The organism is Pseudomonas sp. R4-84 (assembly GCF_054130985.1).
Genome location: NZ_CP096390.1, coordinates 956,744 through 979,720, shown reverse-complemented (window position 1 = coordinate 979,720; position 22,977 = coordinate 956,744). Strand labels below are relative to the sequence as shown.

The 22,977-nt window shown below is 59.9% G+C and carries 21 protein-coding genes and 2 tRNA genes; 14 read left to right on the top strand and 9 right to left on the bottom strand.

What is annotated here, in order from left to right:
* Window positions 1-11: 11 nt before the first annotated feature.
* The 3 genes from phrB (at window position 12) to M1D68_RS04545 (ending at window position 2,664) form a co-directional block, all read left to right on the top strand.
* Window positions 12-1,451, top strand: coding sequence for a deoxyribodipyrimidine photo-lyase (gene phrB, locus M1D68_RS04555; RefSeq protein WP_457969437.1), 1,440 nt, complete (start codon window positions 12-14; stop codon window positions 1,449-1,451).
* A gap of 171 nt (window positions 1,452-1,622) precedes the next feature.
* Window positions 1,623-2,330: an SDR family NAD(P)-dependent oxidoreductase gene (locus M1D68_RS04550; RefSeq protein WP_457970683.1), complete on the top strand. Its 708-nt coding sequence runs from the start codon at window positions 1,623-1,625 to the stop codon at window positions 2,328-2,330.
* Window positions 2,331-2,358: 28 nt separating this feature from the next.
* Window positions 2,359-2,664, top strand: coding sequence for a YkgJ family cysteine cluster protein (locus M1D68_RS04545; protein ID WP_420764073.1), 306 nt, complete (start codon window positions 2,359-2,361; stop codon window positions 2,662-2,664).
* 120 nt (window positions 2,665-2,784) lie between these two features.
* Here the strand turns inward: M1D68_RS04545 and M1D68_RS04540 are convergent, their stop codons facing one another.
* From M1D68_RS04540 to hemA, 6 genes are all read right to left on the bottom strand, one after another.
* Entirely contained in the window at window positions 2,785-3,303 is a 519-nt protein-coding gene (locus M1D68_RS04540) for an acyloxyacyl hydrolase (RefSeq protein ID WP_434562343.1), read from the bottom strand.
* Window positions 3,304-3,418: 115 nt separating this feature from the next.
* Window positions 3,419-4,210: a glutamate racemase gene (murI, locus tag M1D68_RS04535; protein ID WP_434562341.1), complete on the bottom strand. Its 792-nt coding sequence runs from the start codon at window positions 4,208-4,210 to the stop codon at window positions 3,419-3,421.
* Window positions 4,203-4,958: a molybdopterin-synthase adenylyltransferase MoeB gene (locus M1D68_RS04530; protein WP_457969435.1), complete on the bottom strand. Its 756-nt coding sequence runs from the start codon at window positions 4,956-4,958 to the stop codon at window positions 4,203-4,205. Before M1D68_RS04530 ends, murI begins: the two co-directional genes overlap by 8 nt.
* Window positions 4,952-5,782: a peptide chain release factor N(5)-glutamine methyltransferase gene (gene prmC, locus M1D68_RS04525; RefSeq protein WP_457969433.1), complete on the bottom strand. Its 831-nt coding sequence runs from the start codon at window positions 5,780-5,782 to the stop codon at window positions 4,952-4,954. Before prmC ends, M1D68_RS04530 begins: the two co-directional genes overlap by 7 nt.
* Before the next feature lie 14 nt (window positions 5,783-5,796).
* The gene (gene prfA, locus M1D68_RS04520; RefSeq protein WP_039592197.1) at window positions 5,797-6,879 is read right to left on the bottom strand and encodes a peptide chain release factor 1; all 1,083 of its coding nucleotides are present in this window, start codon (window positions 6,877-6,879) and stop codon (window positions 5,797-5,799) included.
* The gene (hemA, locus tag M1D68_RS04515; RefSeq protein ID WP_039592198.1) at window positions 6,876-8,165 is read right to left on the bottom strand and encodes a glutamyl-tRNA reductase; all 1,290 of its coding nucleotides are present in this window, start codon (window positions 8,163-8,165) and stop codon (window positions 6,876-6,878) included. Before hemA ends, prfA begins: the two co-directional genes overlap by 4 nt.
* Before the next feature lie 181 nt (window positions 8,166-8,346).
* On the opposite strand from hemA, the gene M1D68_RS04510 reads away from it, so the two are divergent.
* The 8 genes from M1D68_RS04510 (at window position 8,347) to ychF (ending at window position 15,264) form a co-directional block, all read left to right on the top strand.
* Window positions 8,347-10,071 (top strand): tetratricopeptide repeat protein, encoded by a 1,725-nt coding sequence (locus M1D68_RS04510; RefSeq protein ID WP_434650017.1) that lies wholly within the window; start codon window positions 8,347-8,349, stop codon window positions 10,069-10,071.
* Window positions 10,072-10,075: 4 nt separating this feature from the next.
* The gene (lolB, locus tag M1D68_RS04505) at window positions 10,076-10,693 is read left to right on the top strand and encodes a lipoprotein insertase outer membrane protein LolB (protein WP_420764066.1); all 618 of its coding nucleotides are present in this window, start codon (window positions 10,076-10,078) and stop codon (window positions 10,691-10,693) included.
* Window position 10,694: 1 nt separating this feature from the next.
* The gene (gene ispE, locus M1D68_RS04500) at window positions 10,695-11,546 is read left to right on the top strand and encodes a 4-(cytidine 5'-diphospho)-2-C-methyl-D-erythritol kinase (protein ID WP_457969431.1); all 852 of its coding nucleotides are present in this window, start codon (window positions 10,695-10,697) and stop codon (window positions 11,544-11,546) included.
* A gap of 37 nt (window positions 11,547-11,583) precedes the next feature.
* Window positions 11,584-11,658: transfer RNA gene (locus tag M1D68_RS04495), tRNA-Gln, on the top strand.
* A gap of 47 nt (window positions 11,659-11,705) precedes the next feature.
* Window positions 11,706-12,647, top strand: coding sequence for a ribose-phosphate pyrophosphokinase (locus M1D68_RS04490; protein ID WP_003171603.1), 942 nt, complete (start codon window positions 11,706-11,708; stop codon window positions 12,645-12,647).
* 140 nt (window positions 12,648-12,787) lie between these two features.
* A complete protein-coding gene (locus M1D68_RS04485) occupies window positions 12,788-13,390 on the top strand; it encodes a 50S ribosomal protein L25/general stress protein Ctc (RefSeq protein WP_420764064.1) in 603 nt (200 codons plus the stop codon).
* A gap of 166 nt (window positions 13,391-13,556) precedes the next feature.
* Window positions 13,557-14,141 (top strand): aminoacyl-tRNA hydrolase, encoded by a 585-nt coding sequence (gene pth / locus M1D68_RS04480; RefSeq protein WP_003185374.1) that lies wholly within the window; start codon window positions 13,557-13,559, stop codon window positions 14,139-14,141.
* Between the two features lie 22 nt (window positions 14,142-14,163).
* A complete protein-coding gene (gene ychF, locus M1D68_RS04475; protein ID WP_457969427.1) occupies window positions 14,164-15,264 on the top strand; it encodes a redox-regulated ATPase YchF in 1,101 nt (366 codons plus the stop codon).
* A 54-nt stretch (window positions 15,265-15,318) separates the two neighbouring features.
* Here ychF and M1D68_RS04470 read toward each other — a convergent pair whose 3' ends face one another.
* The 3 genes from M1D68_RS04470 to M1D68_RS04460 form a co-directional block, all read right to left on the bottom strand.
* Window positions 15,319-17,394, bottom strand: a complete 2,076-nt coding sequence (locus M1D68_RS04470) for a calcium-binding protein (protein ID WP_457969426.1) — start codon at window positions 17,392-17,394, stop codon at window positions 15,319-15,321.
* Between the two features lie 3 nt (window positions 17,395-17,397).
* The gene (locus M1D68_RS04465) at window positions 17,398-17,553 is read right to left on the bottom strand and encodes a hypothetical protein (RefSeq protein WP_420764060.1); all 156 of its coding nucleotides are present in this window, start codon (window positions 17,551-17,553) and stop codon (window positions 17,398-17,400) included.
* A gap of 144 nt (window positions 17,554-17,697) precedes the next feature.
* Window positions 17,698-18,915, bottom strand: a complete 1,218-nt coding sequence (locus M1D68_RS04460; protein WP_434562324.1) for an MFS transporter — start codon at window positions 18,913-18,915, stop codon at window positions 17,698-17,700.
* A 335-nt stretch (window positions 18,916-19,250) separates the two neighbouring features.
* Here M1D68_RS04460 and M1D68_RS04455 point away from each other — a divergent pair, with 335 nt between their 5' ends.
* From M1D68_RS04455 to M1D68_RS04445, 3 genes are all read left to right on the top strand, one after another.
* On the top strand, window positions 19,251-21,308 hold the full coding sequence (locus M1D68_RS04455; protein ID WP_434609569.1) for a methyl-accepting chemotaxis protein: 2,058 nt from the start codon (window positions 19,251-19,253) through the stop codon (window positions 21,306-21,308).
* Between the two features lie 103 nt (window positions 21,309-21,411).
* A tRNA-Met gene (locus tag M1D68_RS04450) sits at window positions 21,412-21,488 on the top strand.
* Window positions 21,489-21,654: 166 nt separating this feature from the next.
* Window positions 21,655-22,896, top strand: a complete 1,242-nt coding sequence (locus M1D68_RS04445; protein ID WP_457969424.1) for a tyrosine-type recombinase/integrase — start codon at window positions 21,655-21,657, stop codon at window positions 22,894-22,896.
* Window positions 22,897-22,977 lie beyond the last annotated feature (81 nt).

The following is a 22,977-nucleotide window of genomic DNA, read 5'->3' as shown; positions in this document are numbered from 1 at the left end:
AGAGTATGTCCATGCAATTGATCTGGCTGCGCAGCGATTTGCGCGTGCACGACAACACCGCGCTTGCCACCGCTGCCGCCCGAGGTCCCTGCGTGGCGGTATATCTGCCAAGCCCGGGGCAATGGCGCGCCCACGATGATGCGCCTTGCAAAGTCGACTTCTGGTTGCGCAACCTGGCGTCGCTGAGCACGGCGTTGGAACGACTGAACATCCCGCTGCTGATCCGCCAAGCGCCCCAATGGGACCAGGCGCCAGAAGTATTGGCGACACTGTGCCGGGAGCTGAACATCGACGCCGTGCACGTCAACGAAGAATACGGCCTGAACGAAACCCGACGCGACACCGAAGTCGCTCGTGCGCTGGCTGGAGAGGGTGTCGAGTTTCATAGCCACCTCGATCAGCTCTTGTTCAAGCCCGGCAGCGTGCTGACCAAGACCGGCAACTATTTCCAGGTATTCAGCCAGTTTCGCAAGGTGTGCTACCAACGCTTGCATTTCTCACTACCGAGAGTGGTGCCCACGCCTGCCCGGCAAGCGTCCACCGCCATAGCCAGTGATCCCGTGCCGACGTGCGTCGAAGGTTTCGAGCCACCCAGCGAAACGCTGCGAACCCTGTGGCCGGCCGGTGAGAGCGAAGCCCGGCGGCGGCTGGATGGGTTTGTCGAGCAGCACATCGACGACTACCTGACTGAGCGGGACTTCCCGGCCAGGCCTGGCACCAGCCAGCTTTCGGCCTACCTGGTGGCCGGCGTGGTATCGCCGCGCCAATGCCTGCACGCGGCACTGCACGCCAACCAGGGTGAATTCGAAAGTGGAAATGCAGGAACAGTGACCTGGATCAATGAATTGCTCTGGCGGGAGTTTTACAAACACATATTGGTGGGCTATCCACGCGTGTCCCGACACCGCGCGTTTCGCCCGGAGACCGAGGCCTTGGCCTGGCGCCAAGCGCCGGATGAACTGGCAGCGTGGCAACAGGCGCGCACCGGCCTGCCGATCATCGATGCGGCCATGCGCCAGCTGCTGGAGACGGGCTGGATGCACAACCGGTTGCGGATGGTGGTGGCCATGTTCCTGACCAAGAATCTGCTGATCGACTGGCGCGAAGGCGAACGTTTTTTCATGCGCCATCTGATCGACGGCGACCTGGCGGCCAACAATGGCGGCTGGCAATGGAGCGCTTCCACCGGGACGGACTCGGCGCCCTGGTTCCGCATCTTCAATCCACTGAGCCAATCAGAGAAATTTGATCGCGAGGGACTATTTATCAAGCGTTGGCTGCCTGAATTGAACAATTTGGATAACCAACGTGTCCACCGTCCTGATGCCCAGCGCGAACTGTTTGACGCAACGGATTATCCGTCACCGATCGTTGATCTGGCGCAATCAAGAATGCGGGCTTTGGCGGCCTTCAAGCGGTTGCCGTCTCGCCAGGACATGAAATCAAACTGAAGCGCGATTATCAGACATGAAATTGGGCAGATCGGGAATTCACATCGCGCTGGACCTTATATAGTCTTACTAACTTAGGGCTTCTGCATAGGACGCAGGCCTCGATATGACACTCAGGATAGGAGAACAGGATTGGGACGAAGGTATTGGCTAACCGGTGCGGCTGATGGCGTGGGTGCCTCGCTGGCTGAAGCATTGCTTCAGACCGGGGCGCAGTTGGCTATCGGCTCGTCTAAAATGTCTAAGCTCCTGTCCCAGCGCTTTCCCGACCAAGTCTTGACGGTCCCGGCCAAATTGACCAACAGCCAGATCGCTCGAGAGGTCGGCCAATTGATTTCCCAGCAATGGGGCGCGTTGGACACGGTGATCATCAATGCCGGAACGGCCGAATACGTTGAAGGCCAACCGGCTGACCATACGCTGGTCGAACGCATCATCCGCAGCAATCTGTTGGTTGCAAGTTTTTGCATTGACGTGGCGCTGCCGTTATTGCGCCTGGGGGCCACGCCTCACCTGGTAGGCATTACCAGCCCCGTCACGTACCTGGCACCTTCCCACGCGCCAGGCGACGGCACTACGCTGCGCCAGGTGTTTGAATCGGTTCGTGGCGCCCCGTCCGGCAAAGGCATCGACGTAACGCTGGTTATCCCAGGATTCGACGACCCGGCGATGGGTCTCGACGGTAGCCTTCCCATCCCGACCCGATGGTCGGCCCCAGCGACGGCGAACTACATCTTGGCGCAGTTGAACGAACGCCCCCACGAAACGCCCCTACCCGCCGCCTCCATGAAGACCCTCTGGCCGTTACCCTCCCCGGCCAACAATTTTCCCGCGGACACCCAGCCCGCTGGCGAATCCCCGATCAAGGGACAACCCTGATCGACCCGGTTGCCGTACACTGCGCGCCATGAAAACCATCCCCCTCGTTGAACTGCCTGCGCCGGTCGTCACGTGCTCGACATGCGCGGCGTGCTGCTGCCAGCTGGAAGTGATGTTGATCACCGATACTGGCGTTCCGGAACGTTTCATCGACACCGACGATTGGGGTGGGGAGGTCATGCTGAGGCTCGATGACGGCTGGTGCGCGGCGCTGGATCGCGACAGCATGATGTGCACGATCTACGAAAAGCGTCCGCTGATCTGCAGAGAATTCGAGATGGGCGCGCCGGAGTGCCTGGAAGAACGCCAGGGCATTGCGACGGCGTATCGATAAAGAATGATCTGATGCACTGGATCCCTGTGGAGCGAGCTTGCTCGCGATAGCGGTGGACCAGGCGAGTGCAGGCGCTGGTCACCGCTATCGCGAGCAAGCTCGCTGACACGGTTTTTGCTGTTACAGCGGCATCGTGTAGTGCAGCGCGTAGCTTTCTACCCCGTCGTTGTCCGACGAGATGCCGGCGTTGGAATAGTGAGTGGCACGAATGCCCACTTCGTGTCCGCCATTGAAGCGCAGGCCGAAACCGACACGGTCTTCGAACTGGAACGACGTACCGAGCTTGTTGGTTTCGATCTCGGTATTGTCAAAAAACGCGACGCCGATCCCCGCCTCGATGTAGGGCTTCACGTTCTGACCCGCAAATTCGTACACAAACACCGGCGAGAACGACAGGCTATGGTTACTGGAGGTCTTGTCCCCTTCCCAGTAAGTGTAGGCACCGCTCCAATAACCGGTCAGCCGACCCACGTCACTCTGCAGCCAGCTCTTGTCCCAATCGAACTGCATGCCCAGGCGATAGGTCATGGTCGAGTCGCCGGTCTGGCCGACCCCGAACTCCACGCCTGCCGCCTGTGCGGTGTAAGTGTGCCCCAGCAACGCAGCCGCAAGCGCGGCAAAGCAGAATAAACGCTTCATTAGAAACATCCTTTTCCGACAGCTTTAGTTAGTTTTTTCTTACAAACAGACAGAGCTATAGAAATCCGCGCCAAAACAGAAGTTCAGCACGATTTACATAATTTTCACGTTTTTTTTACAGGACGAAGCTTCGCACAATGCCGGAAGAATTCCATAGCATCGGTAGGATTTTTCTTAAATGTGACGGATCGGCACTGCTCCAGAACTGCGTTTCGCCAGCAGGCCCCTCGGCAGCTATTGCCCGCTCGCTCAGTAAGCGCTGGAGTTGGCGAGCCACGGCAGCGCCAGTGTCGATCAGGCTGACATCCTCCGGAACCATCTCTTTGAGCAGTGACTTGAGGAATGGATAGTGCGTGCAGCCCAGGATCACCGTGTCGCAACCAGCCGCCAGCAACGGGGCAACGTAGCCCTGCAACAACTGGCGCAAGGCCGGGCTGTGCAAGTCGCCAGCCTCGATCAGTTCGACCAATCCGGGACAGGGCTGCGTGACCACTCGCACGTCCGTGGCGAAGCGGTCGAGCAATGCGGCAAATTTGGCGCTCTGCAACGTGCCTGTGGTGGCGAGCACACCGACGATGCCGCTTCGAGTCGCCGCAGCGGCCGGCTTGACCGCCGGTTCCATGCCGACAATGGGCCAGTCCGGATAATCACGACGCAGGTCAGCCACTCCGGCGACGGTTGCCGTATTGCAGGCCACCACCAGCGCCTTGGCTCCCTGGCGTTGAAAAAAATCGGCAATGATCGCGCACCGCCGACGGATGAATTCCGGGCTTTTTTCTCCGTAGGGAATATGCCCGCAATCGGCTACGTACAGCAGCGACTCATGGGGCAGCAATCGGCGAATTTCCCCCAGCACCGACAGCCCGCCGACCCCTGAATCGAACACCCCGACCGGCGCCTCACTCATGTCGGGTACCGCAAACGCCGCACCCCGGATCCCGCTTGACCCGCAATTCGCGAAATCGCGTGCCCAGCGCATCGATCAACAGCAGGCGCCCCATCAGCGGCTCACCAAAGCCGGCCAACAGTTTTAGGGCCTCAAGCGCCTGGAGACTGCCCACCAACCCCACGAGCGGCCCAAGAACGCCGGCCTCGCTGCAGGTCAGCTCGGCTTCGCTGCCGTGCCCGTAGAGGCAGTGGTAACAAGGGCTTTCGGGGCGGCGCGGGTCGAATACCGACAGTTGGCCCTCCAGGCGGATGGCCGCGCCGCTGATCAAGGGCTTGCCCGCGGCGACGCAGGCTGCGTTCACCGCTTCGCGGGTGGAAAAGTTGTCGGAGCAGTCCAGCACGACGTCAACCGCCGCCACCGCGTCAGCCAGGCTGCCGTCGTCCATGGCCGCTGGATGGGGGACCAGTCGGACTTCAGGGTTGATGGCGGTGAGGCGGCGCATCGCCGAATCGACCTTGGTCAACCCGACGCTATCAGTGTCGTGGATGATCTGTCGCTGCAGGTTGGTCAGGTCGACCGTGTCGAAGTCGGCCAGGTGCAACTCGCCGACACCGGCTGCGGCCAGGTACAACGCCACTGGCGCGCCCAGGCCACCGAGGCCGACAATCAATGCGCGGCTCTGCTTGAGGCGCAGTTGCCCATCGATGTCGACGTGTTGCAACAGGATCTGTCGACTGTAGCGCAGCAGCTCTTGATCGTTCAGCACGGCAGGCGTCCCAGACTGATGCGTTCGTGATCACCGAGGTCCTTGCGGCTATGGACCTGGGCAAAACCTTGTTCTTGCAGCAGCCCCCGCACCGCGTCGGCCTGGTCATAACCATGCTCGAGCATCAGCCAGCCGCCTGCCTCGAGGTGATCGGGGGCCTGCTGGACAATCGCGCGCAAATCGTCGAGCCCGTCCGGCCCCGCCACCAGCGCACTGGCCGGCTCGAAACGCACGTCGCCCTCGGCCAGATGCGGATCGCTGGCGGCTATATAGGGCGGGTTACTGATGATCAGCCCGAAACGTTCGCCTTCCAGCGCACTGAACCAGTGGCTGCTCAGGACTGCGACGTTACGCAGGCCCAGGCGCTGGCGATTACGTTCGGCCAACGCCACAGCCTCCAGCACACGATCGACCGCCGTCACGCTCCAGGCCGGACGCTCGCTGGCCAATGCCAAGGCAATCGCGCCGCTGCCGGTGCCCAAGTCGAGGACCCGGGCCGGCGTGGCTGTCAGCAGCTCCAACGCAGCCTCAACCAGCAACTCCGTGTCGGGACGCGGGATCAATGTGTGGGGCGCGACTTCCAGGTCCAGTTTCCAGAAACCCTGCTGCCCGAGGATATAGGCCACCGGCTCGCCGGAGCGACGACGGCGTAGATATTCGGAAAACACCAGCGCGGCCTCGCTCGGCACGATCCGCTCGGGCCAGGTGTGCAGGAAGCTGCGGGACTTGCCCAGGGCAGCGGCCAGCAGCAACTCCGCATCCAAGCGTGACGTGGGGGAATCCGGCAATTCGGCGGCGCGAAGCAAACTGGCGATGATGGTCATTGGGTCACCCGTGCTTACTCGCCAATCGCGGCCAGTTGGTCGGCCTGGTATTCGGCGAGCAAAGGCTCGATGACGGCGTCCACACCACCGGCCAGGATCTCGTCGAGGGAGTACAAGGTCAGGTTGACCCGGTGATCGGTCACCCGGCCCTGGGCAAAGTTGTAGGTACGGATGCGCTCGGAACGGTCGCCCGACCCCACCAGCAGTTTGCGCTCGCTGGCGATGGCGTTGGCGGCGGCGCTGGTCTGCTGGTCGTTGAGCTTGGCCGAAAGCCAGGCCATTGCCCGTGCCCGGTTCTTGTGCTGAGAGCGTTCTTCCTGGCACTCGACGACGATGCCCGAGGGCAAGTGAGTGATGCGGATCGCCGAATCGGTCTTGTTGACGTGCTGGCCACCAGCCCCCGAAGAACGGTAGGTGTCGATCCGCAGGTCCGCCGGGTTGATCTCGATGGCTTCCTGCTCGTCCGGCTCGGGCAACACCGCGACGGTGCAGGCCGATGTATGGATGCGGCCCTGGGATTCGGTGGCCGGCACCCGTTGTACGCGGTGGGCGCCGGATTCGAACTTCAACTTCCCGTAGACGTTGTCGCCCTCGACCCGGGCAATGACTTCTTTATAGCCACCGTGTTCGCCTTCGTTCTCCGACAGGATCTCCACCCGCCAGCCGCGACGCTCGGCATAACGCGAATACATGCGAAACAGGTCGCCGGAAAATATCGCGGCTTCGTCGCCGCCCGTGCCGGCGCGGATTTCGAGAAAGACGTTTCGTCCGTCATTCGGGTCCTTTGGCAGCAACATGCGTTGTAGATTGCTTTCCAGCTCGACCAATTGCTCCTTGGCTTCGCGCACTTCCTCCACGGCCATTTCGCGCATGTCCGGGTCGCTGTCCTTGAGCAGCGCCTGGGCGCCCTCGAGGTCGCCCTGCACTTTGAGCAGTTGCTTATAAGTGGCGACAATCGGCTCGACTTCCGCGTACTCCTTGGAATAGGTGCGGAATTTGTTCTGGTCGGAAATGACTTCGCCGTCGCCCAGCAAGGCGGTCAGTTCCTCGAAACGGTCCTGGAGAATGTCCAGCTTATTGAGCAGTGACGCTTTCATTGCGATTTTTTATCCGAAAAGCTATCCGGTGAAGCCTCACCGAGGGCGAAAAGTTCCTGGGCCATGGCCAGCGCATCGAGGCGGCCCTCGGCCGTCAGCTTCTTGAGCTGGACGCTTGGGGCATGGAGCAATTTGTTGGTCAGGCCGCGCGCCAGTTGCACCAACACCTCTTCGGCGCTGCCGCCGTTGGCCAGCAGGCGCTGGGCCTTTTGCAATTCTTCGTCGCGCAGGCGCTCGCTTTGCTGACGATACGCCTTGAGCACGTCCACCGCCGCCAGCTCGCGCAGGCGCACCATGAAATCCTCGGCGCCAACGGTGATCATTTCCTCGGCGGCCTGCGCCGCGCCTTGCCGGCTCTTCAGGTTCTCGGCTACGACTTCGTGCAGGTCATCGACACTGTAGAGGTATACGTCGTCCAGTTCGCCGACTTCGGGCTCGATGTCGCGGGGCACGGCAATGTCGACCATGAAGATCGGCTTGTGCTTGCGCAGTTTCAAGGCGCTTTCCACCGCGCCCTTGCCCAGGATCGGCAACTGGCTGGCGGTGGAACTGATGACGATGTCGCTGTGCACCAGTTCGGCGGGAATATCCGACAGCAGCACCGCATGCGCACCGAATTGCTCGGCCAGGGTACTGGCGCGCTCAAGGGTGCGGTTGGCGACCACGATGCGCTTCACCCCCAGGTCATGCAGATGGCGGGCGACCAGGGTGATGGTCTCGCCAGCACCGATCAGCAGCGCCTGGCTGCGTTGCAAATCGCTGAATATCTGCTTCGCCAGGCTGACAGCGGCAAACGCCACGGACACAGGGTTTTCGCCAATGGCGGTGTCGGTGCGCACTTGCTTGGCGGCGTTGAAAGTGGCCTGGAACAGACGCCCCAGCAGCGGCCCGACGGTGCCGGCCTCGCGCGCCACGGCATAGGCCGACTTCATCTGGCCGAGAATCTGCGGTTCGCCGAGCACCAGCGAATCGAGCCCCGAAGCGACACGCATCATGTGACGAACGGCCGCATCGTCCTCATGTACATAGGCGCTGGCGCGCAGCTCTTCCAGACTCAGGTCATGGTATTCGGCCAGCCAGCGCAGCACCGAATCGGCCGAGACGTGATCCTGTTCTATATAAAGCTCACTGCGATTACAGGTGGAGAGGATCGCAGCTTCGCGGCTGTCGGTGAGTCGGCAGAGCTGCTGCAGGGCCTCAACCAGCTGCTCAGGCGTAAAGGCCACGCGCTCGCGGACATCTACTGAAGCAGTCTTGTGGTTAATACCAAGTGCAAGGAAGGCCATTCAAGGTCGCTGATGGTGACGTGAAGCCGGCAATTGTCCTACTTCGCCAGATTGAGAACAACCACCACCGACTATTGTCACAATTACCTGTGCCTATAAGGCATCCGCCGAGACTCGGTTATGTTTGACCGATGGCTTGTGTCATGATGATCCGACCGCAGGTAAGTCGTCCTCTTCCTATATGAATAGATCTTTTGCGTTGCTCCTCGCTTTTGCCTTTCTCGGCGGCTGCCAGTCCATGGCCCCCGTTTCGACGGACGGTACGCCACCGGTCGAAGGCAGCACTCCGGCTCCCGAAAAGCCCAAGGTCTACGGCTCGTTCAGCGAAGAAACTGTCTTCAGTCTGCTGAGTGCCGAGCTGGCAGGCCAGCGCAATCGTTTCGACATTGCCCTGGATAACTACGTCACCCAGGCCATCAACACTCAGGATCCGGGCATTTCCGAGCGGGCGTTCCGCATTGCCGAATACCTGGGGGCCGACCAGGCCGCGCTGGATACGGCGCTGATCTGGGCCAAAAACGCCCCGGACGACCTCGAAGCGCAACGCGCCGCCGCCGTGCAACTGGCGCGCGCCGGGCGTTACGACGATTCCATGGTGTACATGGAAAAAGTCTTGCTGGGCAAGGGCGATACCCATTTCGATTTCCTTGCGCTGTCCGCCGCCGATACCGACCAAGAGACCCGCGACGGCTTGAAGAAGAGTTTCGATCGCCTGCTGGAACGTCACCCAAACAACGGCCAGTTGATTTTCGGCAAGGCCTTGCTGCTGCAGCAGGACGGCGACTCTCAAGGCGCCCTCACCTTGTTGGAAGACAACCCGCCGGAAGCGGGCGAAGTGGCGCCTATCCTGTTGCGTGCACGCTTGCTGCAAGGCATGAATCGCGGCGACGAAGCGCTGCCGCTGATGGAAAAAAGCATCAAGAAGTACCCGGACGACAAACGCCTTCGCCTCACCTACGCCCGCATGCTGGTGGAAAACAACCGCATGGACGACGCCAAGGTCGAGTTTTCCAGCCTGGTGCAGCAATACCCCGAAGACGACGATTTGCGTTATTCCCTGGCGCTGGTCTGCCTGGAGGCCAAGGCGTGGGAAGAAGCCAAGGGTTATCTGGAAGACCTGATAGCGCGGGAAAGCCACGTCGACTCGGCCCACCTGAACCTGGGCCGCATCGCCGAGGAGCGCAACGATCCCGAGAGCGCGCTGATCGAGTACGCCCAGGTCGGCCCGGGCAATGACTACCTCCCAGCGCAGCTGCGCCAGGCTGACATCCTGATCGGCAACGGCCGGACGGCCGAGGCCCAGAGTCGCCTGGCCGTTCAGCGCGACACCCAGCCGGACTATGGCATCCAGCTCTACCTGATCGAGGCCGAAACCCTGTCGGCCAACAAGCAGGGCGATAAAGCCTGGGCTGTTCTGCAACAAGCGTTGAAGCAATACCCGGACGATCTGAACCTGCTGTACACCCGCGCCATGCTCGCGGAAAAACGCAACGATCTGGCCCAAATGGAAAAAGACCTGCGGCTGATCATCCAGCGCGACCCCGACAACGCGATGGCCCTCAACGCCCTCGGCTACACGCTATCGGATCGGACCACCCGCTACGATGAAGCCAAGGTGCTGATCGAGCAGGCCCACCGGATCAATCCGGAAGACCCGGCCGTACTCGACAGCCTCGGTTGGGTGAATTTCCGCCTGGGCAACCTCGACGAAGCCGAACGCCTGTTGCGCCAGGCCCTGGAGCGCTTCCCCGACCAGGAAGTCGCCGCGCACCTGGGTGAAGTACTGTGGGCCAACGGCAAACAACGCGAAGCCAGGCAGATCTGGGACAAGTTCCTCAAGGAACAACCGGACAGCCCGATTCTGCGCGGCACCATCAAACGCCTGACCGGATCAGAGACCCTTTAAGATTATGTTTGTGCGCCACTTCATTATTTTCAGTTTCATCGCCCTGCTCGCCGGTTGCGCGGGCTTCGGCGCCCGAGAATCCGTCCAGGGTCATGGCGACCCGGCCCAGTGGCGCGAGCATAAAGAACAGCTCAGCGGCCTCGACGGCTGGCAGATCGACGGCAAGATCGGCATTCGTGCGCCCAAGGACTCTGGCAGCGGTACCTTGTTCTGGTTGCAGCGCCAGGATTACTACGACATTCGACTTTCGGGCCCACTGGGGCGCGGTGCGGCGCGGCTGACCGGCCGGCCAGGGCAGGTTTCGCTGGAAGTCGCCAACCAGGGACGCTACGAGGCTCCGAGCCCCGAAGCACTGCTGGAAGAACAGCTGGGCTGGAAACTGCCGGTTTCCCACCTCACCTGGTGGGTTCGCGGCCTCCCGGCACCGGACAGCAAGAGCCGTCTGACCCTGGACGCCGACAGCCGCCTGTCGAACCTGGAGCAGGATGACTGGCAGATCGAATACCTGAGCTATGCCGAGCAGAACGGCTACTGGTTGCCGGAGCGCATCAAGCTGCACGGCAGCAACCTGGACGTCACGCTGGTCATCAAGCAATGGCAGCCGCGCAAGCTGGGACAATGACATGACCGCTGCACGCCTGACGCTGCCCTCCCCGGCCAAGCTCAACTTGATGCTGCACATCCTCGGTCGTCGCCCGGATGGCTATCACGAGCTGCAAACGATTTTCCAGTTCCTGGATTATGGCGACGAGATCACTTTTGCCGTGCGCGATGACGGCGTGATCCGTTTGCACACCGAATTCAACGGTGTTCCCCACGACAGCAACCTGATCGTCAAGGCGGCGAAGAAGCTTCAGGAGCAATCCGGCTGTTCGCTGGGCATCGACATCTGGATCGAAAAAATCCTGCCCATGGGTGGAGGGATCGGTGGCGGCAGTTCGAATGCGGCCACGACGCTGCTAGGCCTCAATCATCTCTGGCAGTTGGGCTGGGACATGGATCGCCTCGCGGCGCTGGGCCTTTCGCTGGGTGCCGACGTACCGGTTTTCGTGCGTGGCCACGCGGCTTTCGCCGAGGGCGTCGGGGAAAAACTCACACCGGTAGAGCCCGAGGAACCTTGGTACGTGGTGCTGGTGCCGCAAGTCTCTGTAAGTACAGCAGAAATTTTTTCAGATCCACTGTTGACACGTAACTCTCCTCCCATTAAAGTGCGCCCCGTTCCCAAGGGAAACAGTCGAAATGACTGCTTACCGGTGGTAGCAAGGCGTTATCCAGATGTTCGTAACGCATTGAATTTGTTAGGTAAATTTACCGAAGCAAAACTCACCGGAACTGGAAGTTGTGTGTTTGGGGGCTTCCCAAGCAAAGCTGAAGCTGATAAAGTCTCGGCCCTTCTTACAGAGACCCTTACAGGGTTTGTAGCAAAAGGAAGCAACGTTTCGATGTTGCATCGCAAGCTGCAAAGTCTGCTCTAAAAGGAATCGAGTGCTGGGCACTCGCAGCAACAGATACAGGGGCGTCGCCAAGCGGTAAGGCAGCAGGTTTTGATCCTGCCATGCGTTGGTTCGAATCCAGCCGCCCCTGCCATTTTCCTATACTCATCCAGGTATACCCTCAGCCTTCAGGTACTGCGCGTGTCCAAGATGATGGTCTTTACGGGGAACGCTAACCCCGATCTGGCTCGGCGTGTCGTACGTCAGCTGCATATCCCTCTCGGTGACATCTCTGTCGGTAAGTTCTCCGACGGCGAAATCACTGCCGAGATCAATGAAAACGTTCGCGGTAAAGACGTCTTCATTATTCAGCCGACTTGCGCTCCGACCAACGATAACCTGATGGAACTCGTCGTGATGGCTGATGCCTTCCGCCGTTCCTCGGCTACTCGTATTACTGCTGTTATTCCTTACTTTGGTTATGCCCGCCAGGATCGCCGTCCGCGTTCCGCACGCGTGGCCATCAGCGCGAAAGTCGTTGCCGATATGCTGACCGTGGTCGGCATTGATCGTGTACTGACGGTCGATCTGCATGCTGACCAGATCCAGGGCTTCTTCGATATTCCCGTGGACAACATCTACGGCTCCCCCGTCCTGGTGGATGACATCGAGGATCAGCGCTTCGAAAACCTCATGATCGTGTCCCCGGACATTGGCGGCGTCGTGCGTGCACGAGCCGTAGCCAAATCCTTGGGCGTTGATCTGGGTATCATCGACAAACGCCGCGAGAAGGCCAATCACTCCGAAGTGATGCACATCATCGGCGATGTCGAAGGGCGCACCTGTATCCTGGTCGACGACATGGTCGATACCGCCGGCACCCTGTGCCACGCGGCCAAGGCCCTGAAGGAGCATGGCGCTGCCAAGGTCTTCGCCTACTGCACGCACCCTGTGCTGTCGGGTCGGGCGATCGAAAACATTGAAAATTCCGTGCTGGACGAGCTGGTGGTGACAAACACCATCCCGCTGTCCGCTGCAGCACAAGCCTGTGCGCGTATCCGTCAGTTGGATATCGCACCGGTGGTTGCCGAGGCGGTTCGCCGCATCAGCAATGAAGAATCGATCAGTGCGATGTTCCGCTAAGGGCCCTGCCCTTTCCCGGATATCTCGTTGACGAAAAGCGCCCCGCCCCAACACTCATGTTGGGGCGGGGCTTTTTTGCCCATACCGCTTTGGCGTCGGTCGCAGACGTCATTCGGATATGGCTATTTTGGAGAAACAACATGACCGATTTCATTCTGAACGCCCAAGCGCGTACCGACCTGGGGAAAGGTGCGAGCCGCCGCCTGCGTCGTCTCGCCAGCCAGGTTCCTGCCGTTGTATACGGTGGTGACAAGGCCCCTGAATCCATCACCATGCTGGCCAAAGAAGTGGCCAAGCTGTTCGAAGACGAGGCTGCTTTCAGCCACGTGATCGAACTGAACGTTGATGGCAAGAAGCAAAACGTCATCGTTAAAGCGATGCAGCGTCACCCGGCCAAGCAGTTCATCATGCACGCTGACTTCATCCGCGTCGTGGCTGGCCAGAAACTGACCGCTACCGTTCCAGTGCACTTCATCAACGAAGCTGCTCCGATCAAGAAAGGCGGCGAAATCTCGCACGTGACTTCCGAGCTGGAAGTTTCCTGCCTGCCGAAGGACCTGCCTGAATTCATCGAAGTCGACCTGGCTGACGCCGAGATTGGCACGATCGTTCACCTGTCCGACCTCAAGGCTCCTAAAGGCGTTGAGTTTGTTGCCCTGGCACACGGTGATGACAAGGCTGTTGCCAACGTCCACGCTCCACGTGTTGCTCCAGAAGCGACTGAAGAAGGCGCAGCAGAGTAATTACACTCTGTCGCCGGAGTGACCGGAAACATCGCGGACTGGAACGTAGCGAGACAACGGGCAAGAACGCGAAGTTTACTTAACGGTAGATCCGCAATTTTCGTTCGTTGTCGCCACACCGTCTGACCGCGACATGTTAACCACCACTCCAGGAAGGGCCCCTATCGTGACTGCCATCAAACTGATCGTTGGCCTGGGAAATCCAGGCGCCGAATACGAACAGACCCGGCATAACGCAGGGGCCCTTTTTGTTGAGCGCATCGCGCACGCCCAAGGCGTCAGCCTGGCCGCCGATCGCAAATATTTTGGCCTGACCGGGCGTTTTTCACACCAGGGTCAGGATGTTCGCCTGTTGATTCCCACCACCTATATGAACCGCAGCGGCCAGGCCGTGGCGGCGTTGGCCGGTTTCTTTCGCATCAAGCCTGAAGAAATCCTGGTGGCCCACGACGAACTCGACCTGCCTCCGGGCGTTGCCAAGCTCAAGCAGGGCGGCGGCCATGGCGGTCACAACGGGTTGCGCGACATCATTGCGCAACTGGGCAATCAAAATACCTTTCACCGCCTGCGGCTCGGCATCGGCCACCCGGGCGTTGCCAGTATGGTTTCAAATTTTGTCCTGGGTCGCGCGCCTCGCGCCGAACAGGAAAAACTCGATGCCAGCATCGACTTTGCCCTCGGCGTGCTGCCGGATATCCTCGCCGGTGAATGGAACCGCGCGATGAAAAACCTGCACAGCCAGAAGGCCTGACACTTATCCGAGGGGAAACACCATGGGATTCAATTGCGGCATCGTCGGCCTGCCTAACGTCGGCAAGTCCACCCTGTTCAACGCCCTGACCAAATCCGGTATCGCGGCCGAGAACTTCCCCTTCTGCACCATCGAGCCGAACAGCGGCATCGTGCCGATGCCCGATCCGCGCCTGGACGCACTGGCGGCCATCGTCAATCCCAAGCGCATCCTGCCGACCACCATGGAGTTCGTCGACATCGCAGGCCTCGTGGCCGGTGCTTCGAAGGGTGAAGGCCTGGGCAACAAGTTCCTGGCCAACATCCGCGAAACCGATGCCATCGCCCACGTGGTGCGCTGCTTCGAAGATGAGAACGTGATCCACGTTTCCAACAGCGTCGACCCGAAACGCGACATCGAGATCATCGACCTGGAACTGATCTTCGCCGACCTCGACAGTTGCGAGAAACAACTGCAGAAGGCTGCCCGCAACGCCAAGGGTGGCGACAAGGATGCAGTCGTCCAGAAAGGCCTGTTGGAGCGATTGATCGCTCACTTCACCGAGGGCAAGCCCGCGCGTAGCCTGATGAAGGACATGAGCACCGACGAGAAGCTGGTGATCAAGGGCTTCCACCTGCTGACCACCAAGCCGGTCATGTATATCGCCAACGTCGCCGAAGACGGTTTCGAGAACAACCCGCATCTGGACGTGGTCCGTGCCATCGCCGAGGAAGAAGGTGCCATGGTCGTTCCTGTCTGCAACAAGATCGAAGCGGAAATCGCCGAACTGGACGATGGCGAAGAGAAGGACATGTTCCTCGAGGCCCTGGGCCTGGAAGAGCCTGGCCTGAACCGGGTGATCCGCGCTGGCTACGAAATGCTCAACCTGCAGACCTACTTCACCGCCGGTGTCGAAGAGGTGCGCGCTTGGACCGTTCGCGTGGGCGCCACCGCCCCGCAAGCCGCTGGCGTCATCCATACCGACTTCGAAAAGGGCTTCATCCGCGCCGAAGTCATCGCCTACGCCGACTTCATCCAGTACAAGGGCGAAGCTGGCGCGAAGGAAGCCGGTAAGTGGCGCCTGGAAGGCAAGGAATACATCGTCAAGGACGGCGACGTGATGCACTTCCGCTTCAACGTCTGAAATGAAAAAAACACCGCGTGGCAGTGACTGTCACGCGGTGTTTTTTTATGGGCGTCAACTTAACAAATGCCATTGATCGACGTCTGGCGCCACCCCGATCAGGCCTAGTTGGGCGTCGGGAGCCGCTGTGGGAGCAAAGACCATGTTGTCTTCGCCGAGGCTTTCCCGCCAGTCCCCGGCCAGCGCAACCTGGAACGAATGGCCTTGCGCGTCCGCTTGAGCATCCTTCAGGTAAGTGCGGTCCAATGCCTCGTTGTAGACCAACTTCAGCGTAGTGCCCGTACCCTCTCCGAAGCCGGTATAGCCCAGTGCCGACACATCGATCTTGTCGTCAACCGTAAAGCCTTCGATAAGGTCGGCAAAGCTCTGGTTGTCGGTACGGTAGCTGTCCTCGATGGAGAGATAGCGGAACACGTCGGCGTTTTCCCGATTGTCCGTCCACAACGAAATGTCGGCTCTGTCCCCACCGTTGAGACGGTCGGCGCCCGCGCCGCCGATGATGACATCCGCTCCGGCGCCGCCGTTGATACGGTCATTGCCGTTCAGGCCATGGATGATTTCCGACAAGGCAGAACCGGTAATCGTATCGTTGGTAGATTCCCCTTCAAGAGTGGGCGCTGTGAACACAAGATTCGTGTTGTTCAATTGCCCGACCAGATTGCCATCCAAGGTCAGTTCAAAACGTTGCCCGGTAGCATCGGCGTCGAAGCTCTTGAGGTAGGTGCGGGTGCCGTCCGCGCTGGCCTGGATGGCCAAGGTACCGTCATGGCCATCGCCAATACCGGTGAAGCCCAGGCCGATCAGGTCAATGCGGTCCTCGGAGACATCGAAGTCCTGGATTCGGTCGCTGCTGTTCAGCGTGGCGGTGCGGAAGCTGTCGCCCAGTTCGGTAAAACGGAAGATGTCCGAGCCTGAGCCACCTTGCAACACGTCACGCCCGCCGTCACCGTGGAGCACATCATCGCCCGCCAAGCCGTGGATGATTTCGGCGGCATCGGTGCCCCGCAAGATTTCCTCGCCGGCGTACCCCTCCATATGGAGCTTGCCGTCCTGGCTGCCAAAGCTTGAGTCCAGGCTACCGTCGGCGTTCAAGCGGATGACATTGAAATCTCCGTTGTTCGTGCCGGCAGCCAAGATCCTGCCATCGGCTTGCACCGTCAAAGCCACCGGCGTATCGGCCTCGAAGGTCACCGAGCCGTTGCTGCCGAAACTACTGTCGAATGACCCGTCAGCGTTGAGCCGCGCCACGGTAGCCAGGCGATCGCCCTCGCCATGCCCCATCACGATGATCCTTCCGTCAGCCTGCACGGTGACCACCGAGTCTTCCCCAAACCCCATGGCAGCGCTCAAATGCAGGACGCCGTCGTCACCGAAACGGGTATCCAACTGACCGTCGGCGTTGAAACGCTGCAAGGCGAACGTCGGATCGCCCATGCCGGCGGCATTGTAGGCAGCCCCGACCACGACACTTCCATCTGCCAACACTGCAGTGGAGATCCCTCCGTTGAAAAACGGGTCTTCGTAAATGTCGACGGTGAGCACGCCGTTGTGACCAAAGCCGTCGAACAAGCTGCCGTCATTGCCAGCCTTGGTCACGGTAGCCTGGTCAAACCCGCGGGCACTGACCTGAAAGGTGCCGTCCATATTGGCCGTCAGGTCGATATCCTTGAAATCATGGTTGATGTCGACCGTCATGACACCGTTCTGACCAAAGCCGACATCACGCGTCCCGTCACTGTTGTAGCGCTCCACCTGTATGCCGGTGTTCAGCGCCACAGCGACGAGCACCTTGCCGTCGGCCTGCACCGCCGTTAACTCATAGCGGGACGCTGGGGCTGTCGTGGTCGGTATCGTATCGACGCCACCTTCATGAAAGCGGGTGTCCAGGCTGCCATCCGCATTCAGGCTGATAACGGAATGGTTCTGCTCGTAGCCGTAGCTTTCCTCACCTGGCGCCCCGGGGTAGCCCCATGCCAGGTACTCGGTATAGCCGCCAATCAGTATCTTGCCGTCCGGCTGGATAATGATGCTCTGGGCATCATCTAGCTGGCCGGTGAGGTCGACCTGGACAGTGCCGGGGCCGGTTCTTACGGTATGGGAATTCAGGTTCGGGTTATCGACGGTTGCCATGGTTTAGTCCCTTAAAAGAAATGCCAGTTTCGTCACCTGGTAGAGCGACAACGCTTTGCACGCTGCCTCGGTCATAACCATGACCGGTGGCTTCTTGTTGGAGCCAATTGACTGGAACAGGCTCTTTGCGTCGGAAACACCAAAGAGCGGCAAGTTCATTCATGGCTCAGGGACAACGATAAACGGTACATCGACCCCATCCGGGGTCGAGAGCAAAAATGCCTGATGGATTGACCGAAGCTCTGTACGAAAGGTATCCGCGCTGGCCCATACTGCGTTGAAACGGGGCTCGGAATATTCGATTCAGGCCCTTTTGGTCCTTGGCAGGAAAATCGCCAACACGCCGAACAACGGCAGGAACGAGCACAGCCAATACACGTATTCGATACCCCGGATGTCCGCCAGATGCCCCAGCAGCGCGGCGCCGATCCCACCGAAGCCGAACATCAACCCGAAGAACACGCCGGCGATCATCCCGACGTTGCCCGGCACCAGCTCCTGGGCATACACCACGATGGCGGAGAAAGCCGACGCCAGGATGAAGCCGATCACTACGCTGAGGATGCTGGTCCACAGCAGGTCGACATGAGGCAGGATCAGGGTGAAGGGCGCCACACCAAGGATCGAGAACCAGATCACCGCCTTGCGTCCGATCTTGTCGCCGATCGGGCCGCCGAAGAAGGTCCCCGCCGCCACTGCGCCAAGGAACAGGAACAGGTGCAGCTGGGAAGATGCCACCGACAGGTCGAACTTTTCGATCAGGTAGAAGGTGAAATAGCTGGTGAAACTGGCCATGTAGAAATACTTCGAGAACACCAACAGGCCAAGCACCACCAACGCACTCAGGACCCGCCCCTTGGATAAGCCATGCGTCGCCGCCTGGCCTTGCTTGAGCTTGAACAGGTTCAGGTGATTGGCGTACCAACGGCTGATGCGGTACAGCACGAACAAGGCAAACAGCGCGAACAAGCCGAACCAGGCCACATTGCCTTGACCGTAGGGAATGATGATCGCTGCGGCCAGCAGCGGGCCGAATGCGGAGCCGGCGTTTCCGCCCACCTGGAAAGTCGATTGCGCCAGGCCGTAACGACCGCCGGAAGCCAGTCGCGCCACTCGCGATGCCTCGGGGTGAAAAGTCGACGAGCCGATACCGATCAAGGCCGCCGCCAGCAGGATCATGGCAAAGCTGCCGACCATGGACATCATCACGATGCCGATCAGCGTGCACACCGTTCCGGCCGGCAACAGCCAGGGCTTCGGGTGCCGATCGGTGTGATAGCCGACCCAAGGCTGCAACAAAGATGCGGTCAACTGGAACGTAAGGGTGATCAGGCCGACCTGGGTAAACGTCAGGCCATAGCTATCCTTGAGCATCGGATAGATGGACGGCAGCACAGCCTGGATCAGATCGTTGATCAGATGAGCCAACGCCACCGCACCAATGATGCGCATGACCAAAGGACTGCTTTGGGGCGTGGCGCCAATGGGCGTCGCGTCAGCCGGAGTATTGCTGATAGCCATGGGAAGTTTCCAGACGGCAGGTGGGAGCACATGGGCAAGGTTCGCCAATGTGCCATTTTTCAGTGCGACAAGGCTATCCCCTTAGCTTGCTATCGACCGATAAAAAATAGTCGGCAAACAAGGTGATAGCGCAACGCCATGGTCTGAATCTTGCCTTGTAAAAGTCTTACGACGCGGCCCCTTACAAAGGGGACCGAGAATGGGAAGTTTCGCTACAGAGCAGGCCTACAGAGCCGGCCTGGACAAGCTTTCGAGGCCTTTTGAAAGAGCACCCGTTTCGGCACTTGTGTAAAAACGCACAAAAAAAGTGCAAGGGTGTTCAGGGGAGTATGGGCATGCAGGCTTTTCTATCACCGGGCATCCGGTTGCTGGGGCATTTTGGTTTCGCCCGTAAATTCCAGTTGTTGTTCCTTTTGTTCATCCTGCCGCTCATGGGCAGCCTGTGGCTCATCGGCCAGGACTACCGGGACAAACTCAACCTGATTTCCGGAGAGCGCGCCGGCGTACGCCAGTTGCTCGCCCTGGATAACCTGGACAACCTGCTCGCCGCCCAGCGTAATCGCGCGGCGCGCTGGCGGGCCACGGAGACCAATCGACAACCCACCCCTGCGACGATCGCCGCCATGGCCGCGTTCGATGCGGTACAACCGGAGCTCAACCAGGTCGCCAACGATCTTGGCGCGACCTTGCAGGCCGAGGGCGTCGAAGCCGACACCCTCGCCCGCTACCAGGCCTTGCAGACCAGCCTCAACGGCCTGGATTCCAAGAGCCTGGGCGCCGTGGGTTGGTGGCCGGATGGCTATGATCGTTTCACCGCTGCCCTCAGCGCATTGCAAGCGTTGCGCGAACAGATGGTCATGGACAATCGCCTGACGCTCGCCTCCTGGCTGGAAACCTACCTGCTCACCCAGATTTCGACCCAGCAGACACCCGAGCTGATCGAACGTGTCGGCCGCCTGGCCAGCGTTGGCCAGGCCTCGGTGGTATCAGGCCAATTCACTTTGCAGAGCCGCCTGCAACTGCGTGACTTGCGCAGCCGCATCGGCGACGCCCGGGATCAGTTGGTCAAGACCGGTGCGTTGCTGGAGACACGCTTGCCCAGCGAATTGCAATCCTGGGCCGGACAGTTCCAGGGCAGCCTCAAGCACTTGGACGCCGGTTTGAAAGTCTTGGATGACGGCGTGTTCGGTGGCTCCATCAATCTCAAGCCGGAAGCGTTCGAGAAACACATGGACGCCCTTCTTCGGGACCTGGCGACCCTGCGACAACAATCGCTGGTCGCACTGGACACGCGGCTGGACCATTACCACGGCTCGGCGATCCGCCAGTTCACATTGGTCGCCACGGTGCTGGGATGCCTGCTGTTGGCGGCGCTGTACCTGTTCGTCTGCCTGCAAGCCTCTATCCGCCGCAGCGCCAGTGGCATAACCCTACTGGCCGAAGCCCTGCGTGACGGCAACCTGAGCCTCCAGGTACCCGTGCAAGGACGCGACGAGCTGGCAGCTATCAGCACCGCGCTCAATGTCGCCGTGGTGCAGTTGCGCACCAGCCTGCTGGGCGTGGATCACGAAACGCTGCAACTGAGCGACGCCGTGCGCACCCTCAATACACACTCCAGCGGCGCCTTGGGCGAAGTCGAGGCTCAGCAGATGCAAATCAGCCAGATCGCCGCCGCCGCGACGCAGCTGGCCGCGACCTCCCAAGGCGTTGCGAAAAGTTGCGAACAGGCGTCAGACAGCGCCCAACAGACCCGCCGCATCGCCGCCGACAGCAGCCGCGACAGCCAGCGCACCACGGCGAGCATTCAGCAGCTCAACCAGCGGCTCAACGAAACCGCCGCCGCCTTGGGCCGGGTCAGCGAGCAGGGCCAACAGATCCAGCTGGTGGTCGATACCATTCGCGGCGTGGCCGAGCAGACCAATCTCCTGGCGCTCAACGCCGCCATCGAAGCCGCCCGCGCCGGTGAACAAGGCCGGGGCTTTGCCGTGGTGGCCGATGAAGTGCGCAGCCTGTCGCAACGTACCCAGTCCTCCACCCAACAGATCGCCGGCACCGTCGACAGCCTGCGCGCCACGGTCAACGAAGCCGTCAGCCTGATGGAAGCGGCCTGCGGCCAGGCCCAGACCGATGCGCAAGCCGTGACCGGCCTTGGCGAGCGTCTGGGGGAAATTGCCAGCGCCGTACAGAGCGTCACCGATACCCTGGCGCAAATCGCCACCGCGGTGGATGAGCAGGCCAGCACAGCCGACGAGGTCAGCGGCAATATCCAGCAGGTCGATCAAGCGGCCATGCGCCTGCTGGAAGGCGCCCGCGCGGTGAACGTGGCGGCGGACACCTTGAGCCAAGGCAGCCAGGCCTTGAGCGCGAACACAGGGAGATTTCAGCTCAGTTGACGCACATTGGCGACGAGGATGGTTAAGCGGTTGAAAGTGCAGAGAAATATTTTGGATTTACGCTTGACACATCTTCGTTACCAGCGAATAATGCGCGCCACTTGGCTACATAGCTCAGTTGGTTAGAGCATAGCATTCATAATGCTGGGGTCCGGGGTTCAAGTCCCTGTGTAGCCACCAAGTACCGATCCATAGATGTCTACAGCAGTCTATGAATCACCTCAAGAAGCCCGCCTAGTGCGGGCTTTCTTGTTTCTGGCTGTCCACCTCTATCTACCCCTATCCTTTCCCACCGTGTATGCCCACGTGTATGCTTCAGAACTAATTGAACTGGAGGCATACACGGATGAAACGCGCCGATATCAAGCGACGCCCTCTCGCTGATACAACACTTTCCAGCCTGGAGCCTGAGGCCGGGGCATACCGCGAACTAGACAGCCCTGGGCTGTATTTCAGGGTCAAACCAAACGGCCAGAAATCTTGGGAATTACGCTACAAGAAACCGGACGGCAAATGGTCTTGGCTAGGTCTCGGCGGCTATCCAGAAGTAAGCGGCGCCTTCGCTCGGCAGAAAGCGGCAGAGCTGCGAGCTGACGCCTCAGAGGGCAAGAACCCAATCATCTCCAAGAAGGCTCGTCAGGCGGCTGACATTGACGCAGCCTATGACACATTTGAAGCACTAGCCAGGGAATGGCATACGTCTCGCCTCAGCGGCTGGGATGCTGGGACTGCCAAAAGGATACTCGGCGCACTCGAACGCCACGTGTTCCCCTCGCTAGGTAAACGCCCCTATACCTCGATCATGTCTATGGAGTGGATGGAACTATTGAGAGGACTTGAGCGCCAGGGGATTTTGGAACAGATGAGCCGCGTGAGGGCTTACTGCAAAGATATCTATGACCTGGCTCGCGTAACCGGCAGAGCCGTCAACAATCCCTTGGAGGGCGTGCATAAGTTTCTGTCATCGGGAAAGACAGAGAACTACGCTCATGTCTCACCTGACGAGCTTCCTCAGTTACTCAGAGCGATACGTTCCTATCCGCATGCCAAAGATGTTCAGCTTGGCCTGCGGCTGTTGACCCTGATGGCAGTCCGTCCCAGCGAACTTCGCGAAGCTCATTGGTTGGAGTTCGACTTCGACAAAAAACTGTGGACAGTGCCTGTCGAACGCAAGGGACGTAAAAAAGGCCGCGAACATCTGGTGCCGCTATGCACTCAAGCCGTAGATGCCCTTTTGGAGCTTCGGCAACTTACCGGGGCATACCCTCTTCTATTTCCAGGAAGAAGTGATCGCACCAAACCCCGAAGCGACACCGTATTTCTCATGGCGCTCAGGCGCCTTGGTTACGAAGGCCGCCAGACCGGTCATGGCTTCCGCCACATCGCCAGCACCATCCTCAATGAGCATGGTTACCCCGCTGACCATATCGAGGCCCAACTCAGTCACAAGGCACAAGGTGTCCGAGGGATTTACAACAAAGCCCAGTACCTTGAACAGCGCACAAAGATGATGCAGTGGTATGCGGATCATCTTGATGCACTTGAAGCCGGAAATGTTATTCAAGGTCAGTTCGGTAAGGCTGTATGAGCACCTACCATACCCCCGAGAAAATCCATGTTACGGGTGTTACTCGTGTAACTAACCTCGCCAGACGCCCATTTTCATTGG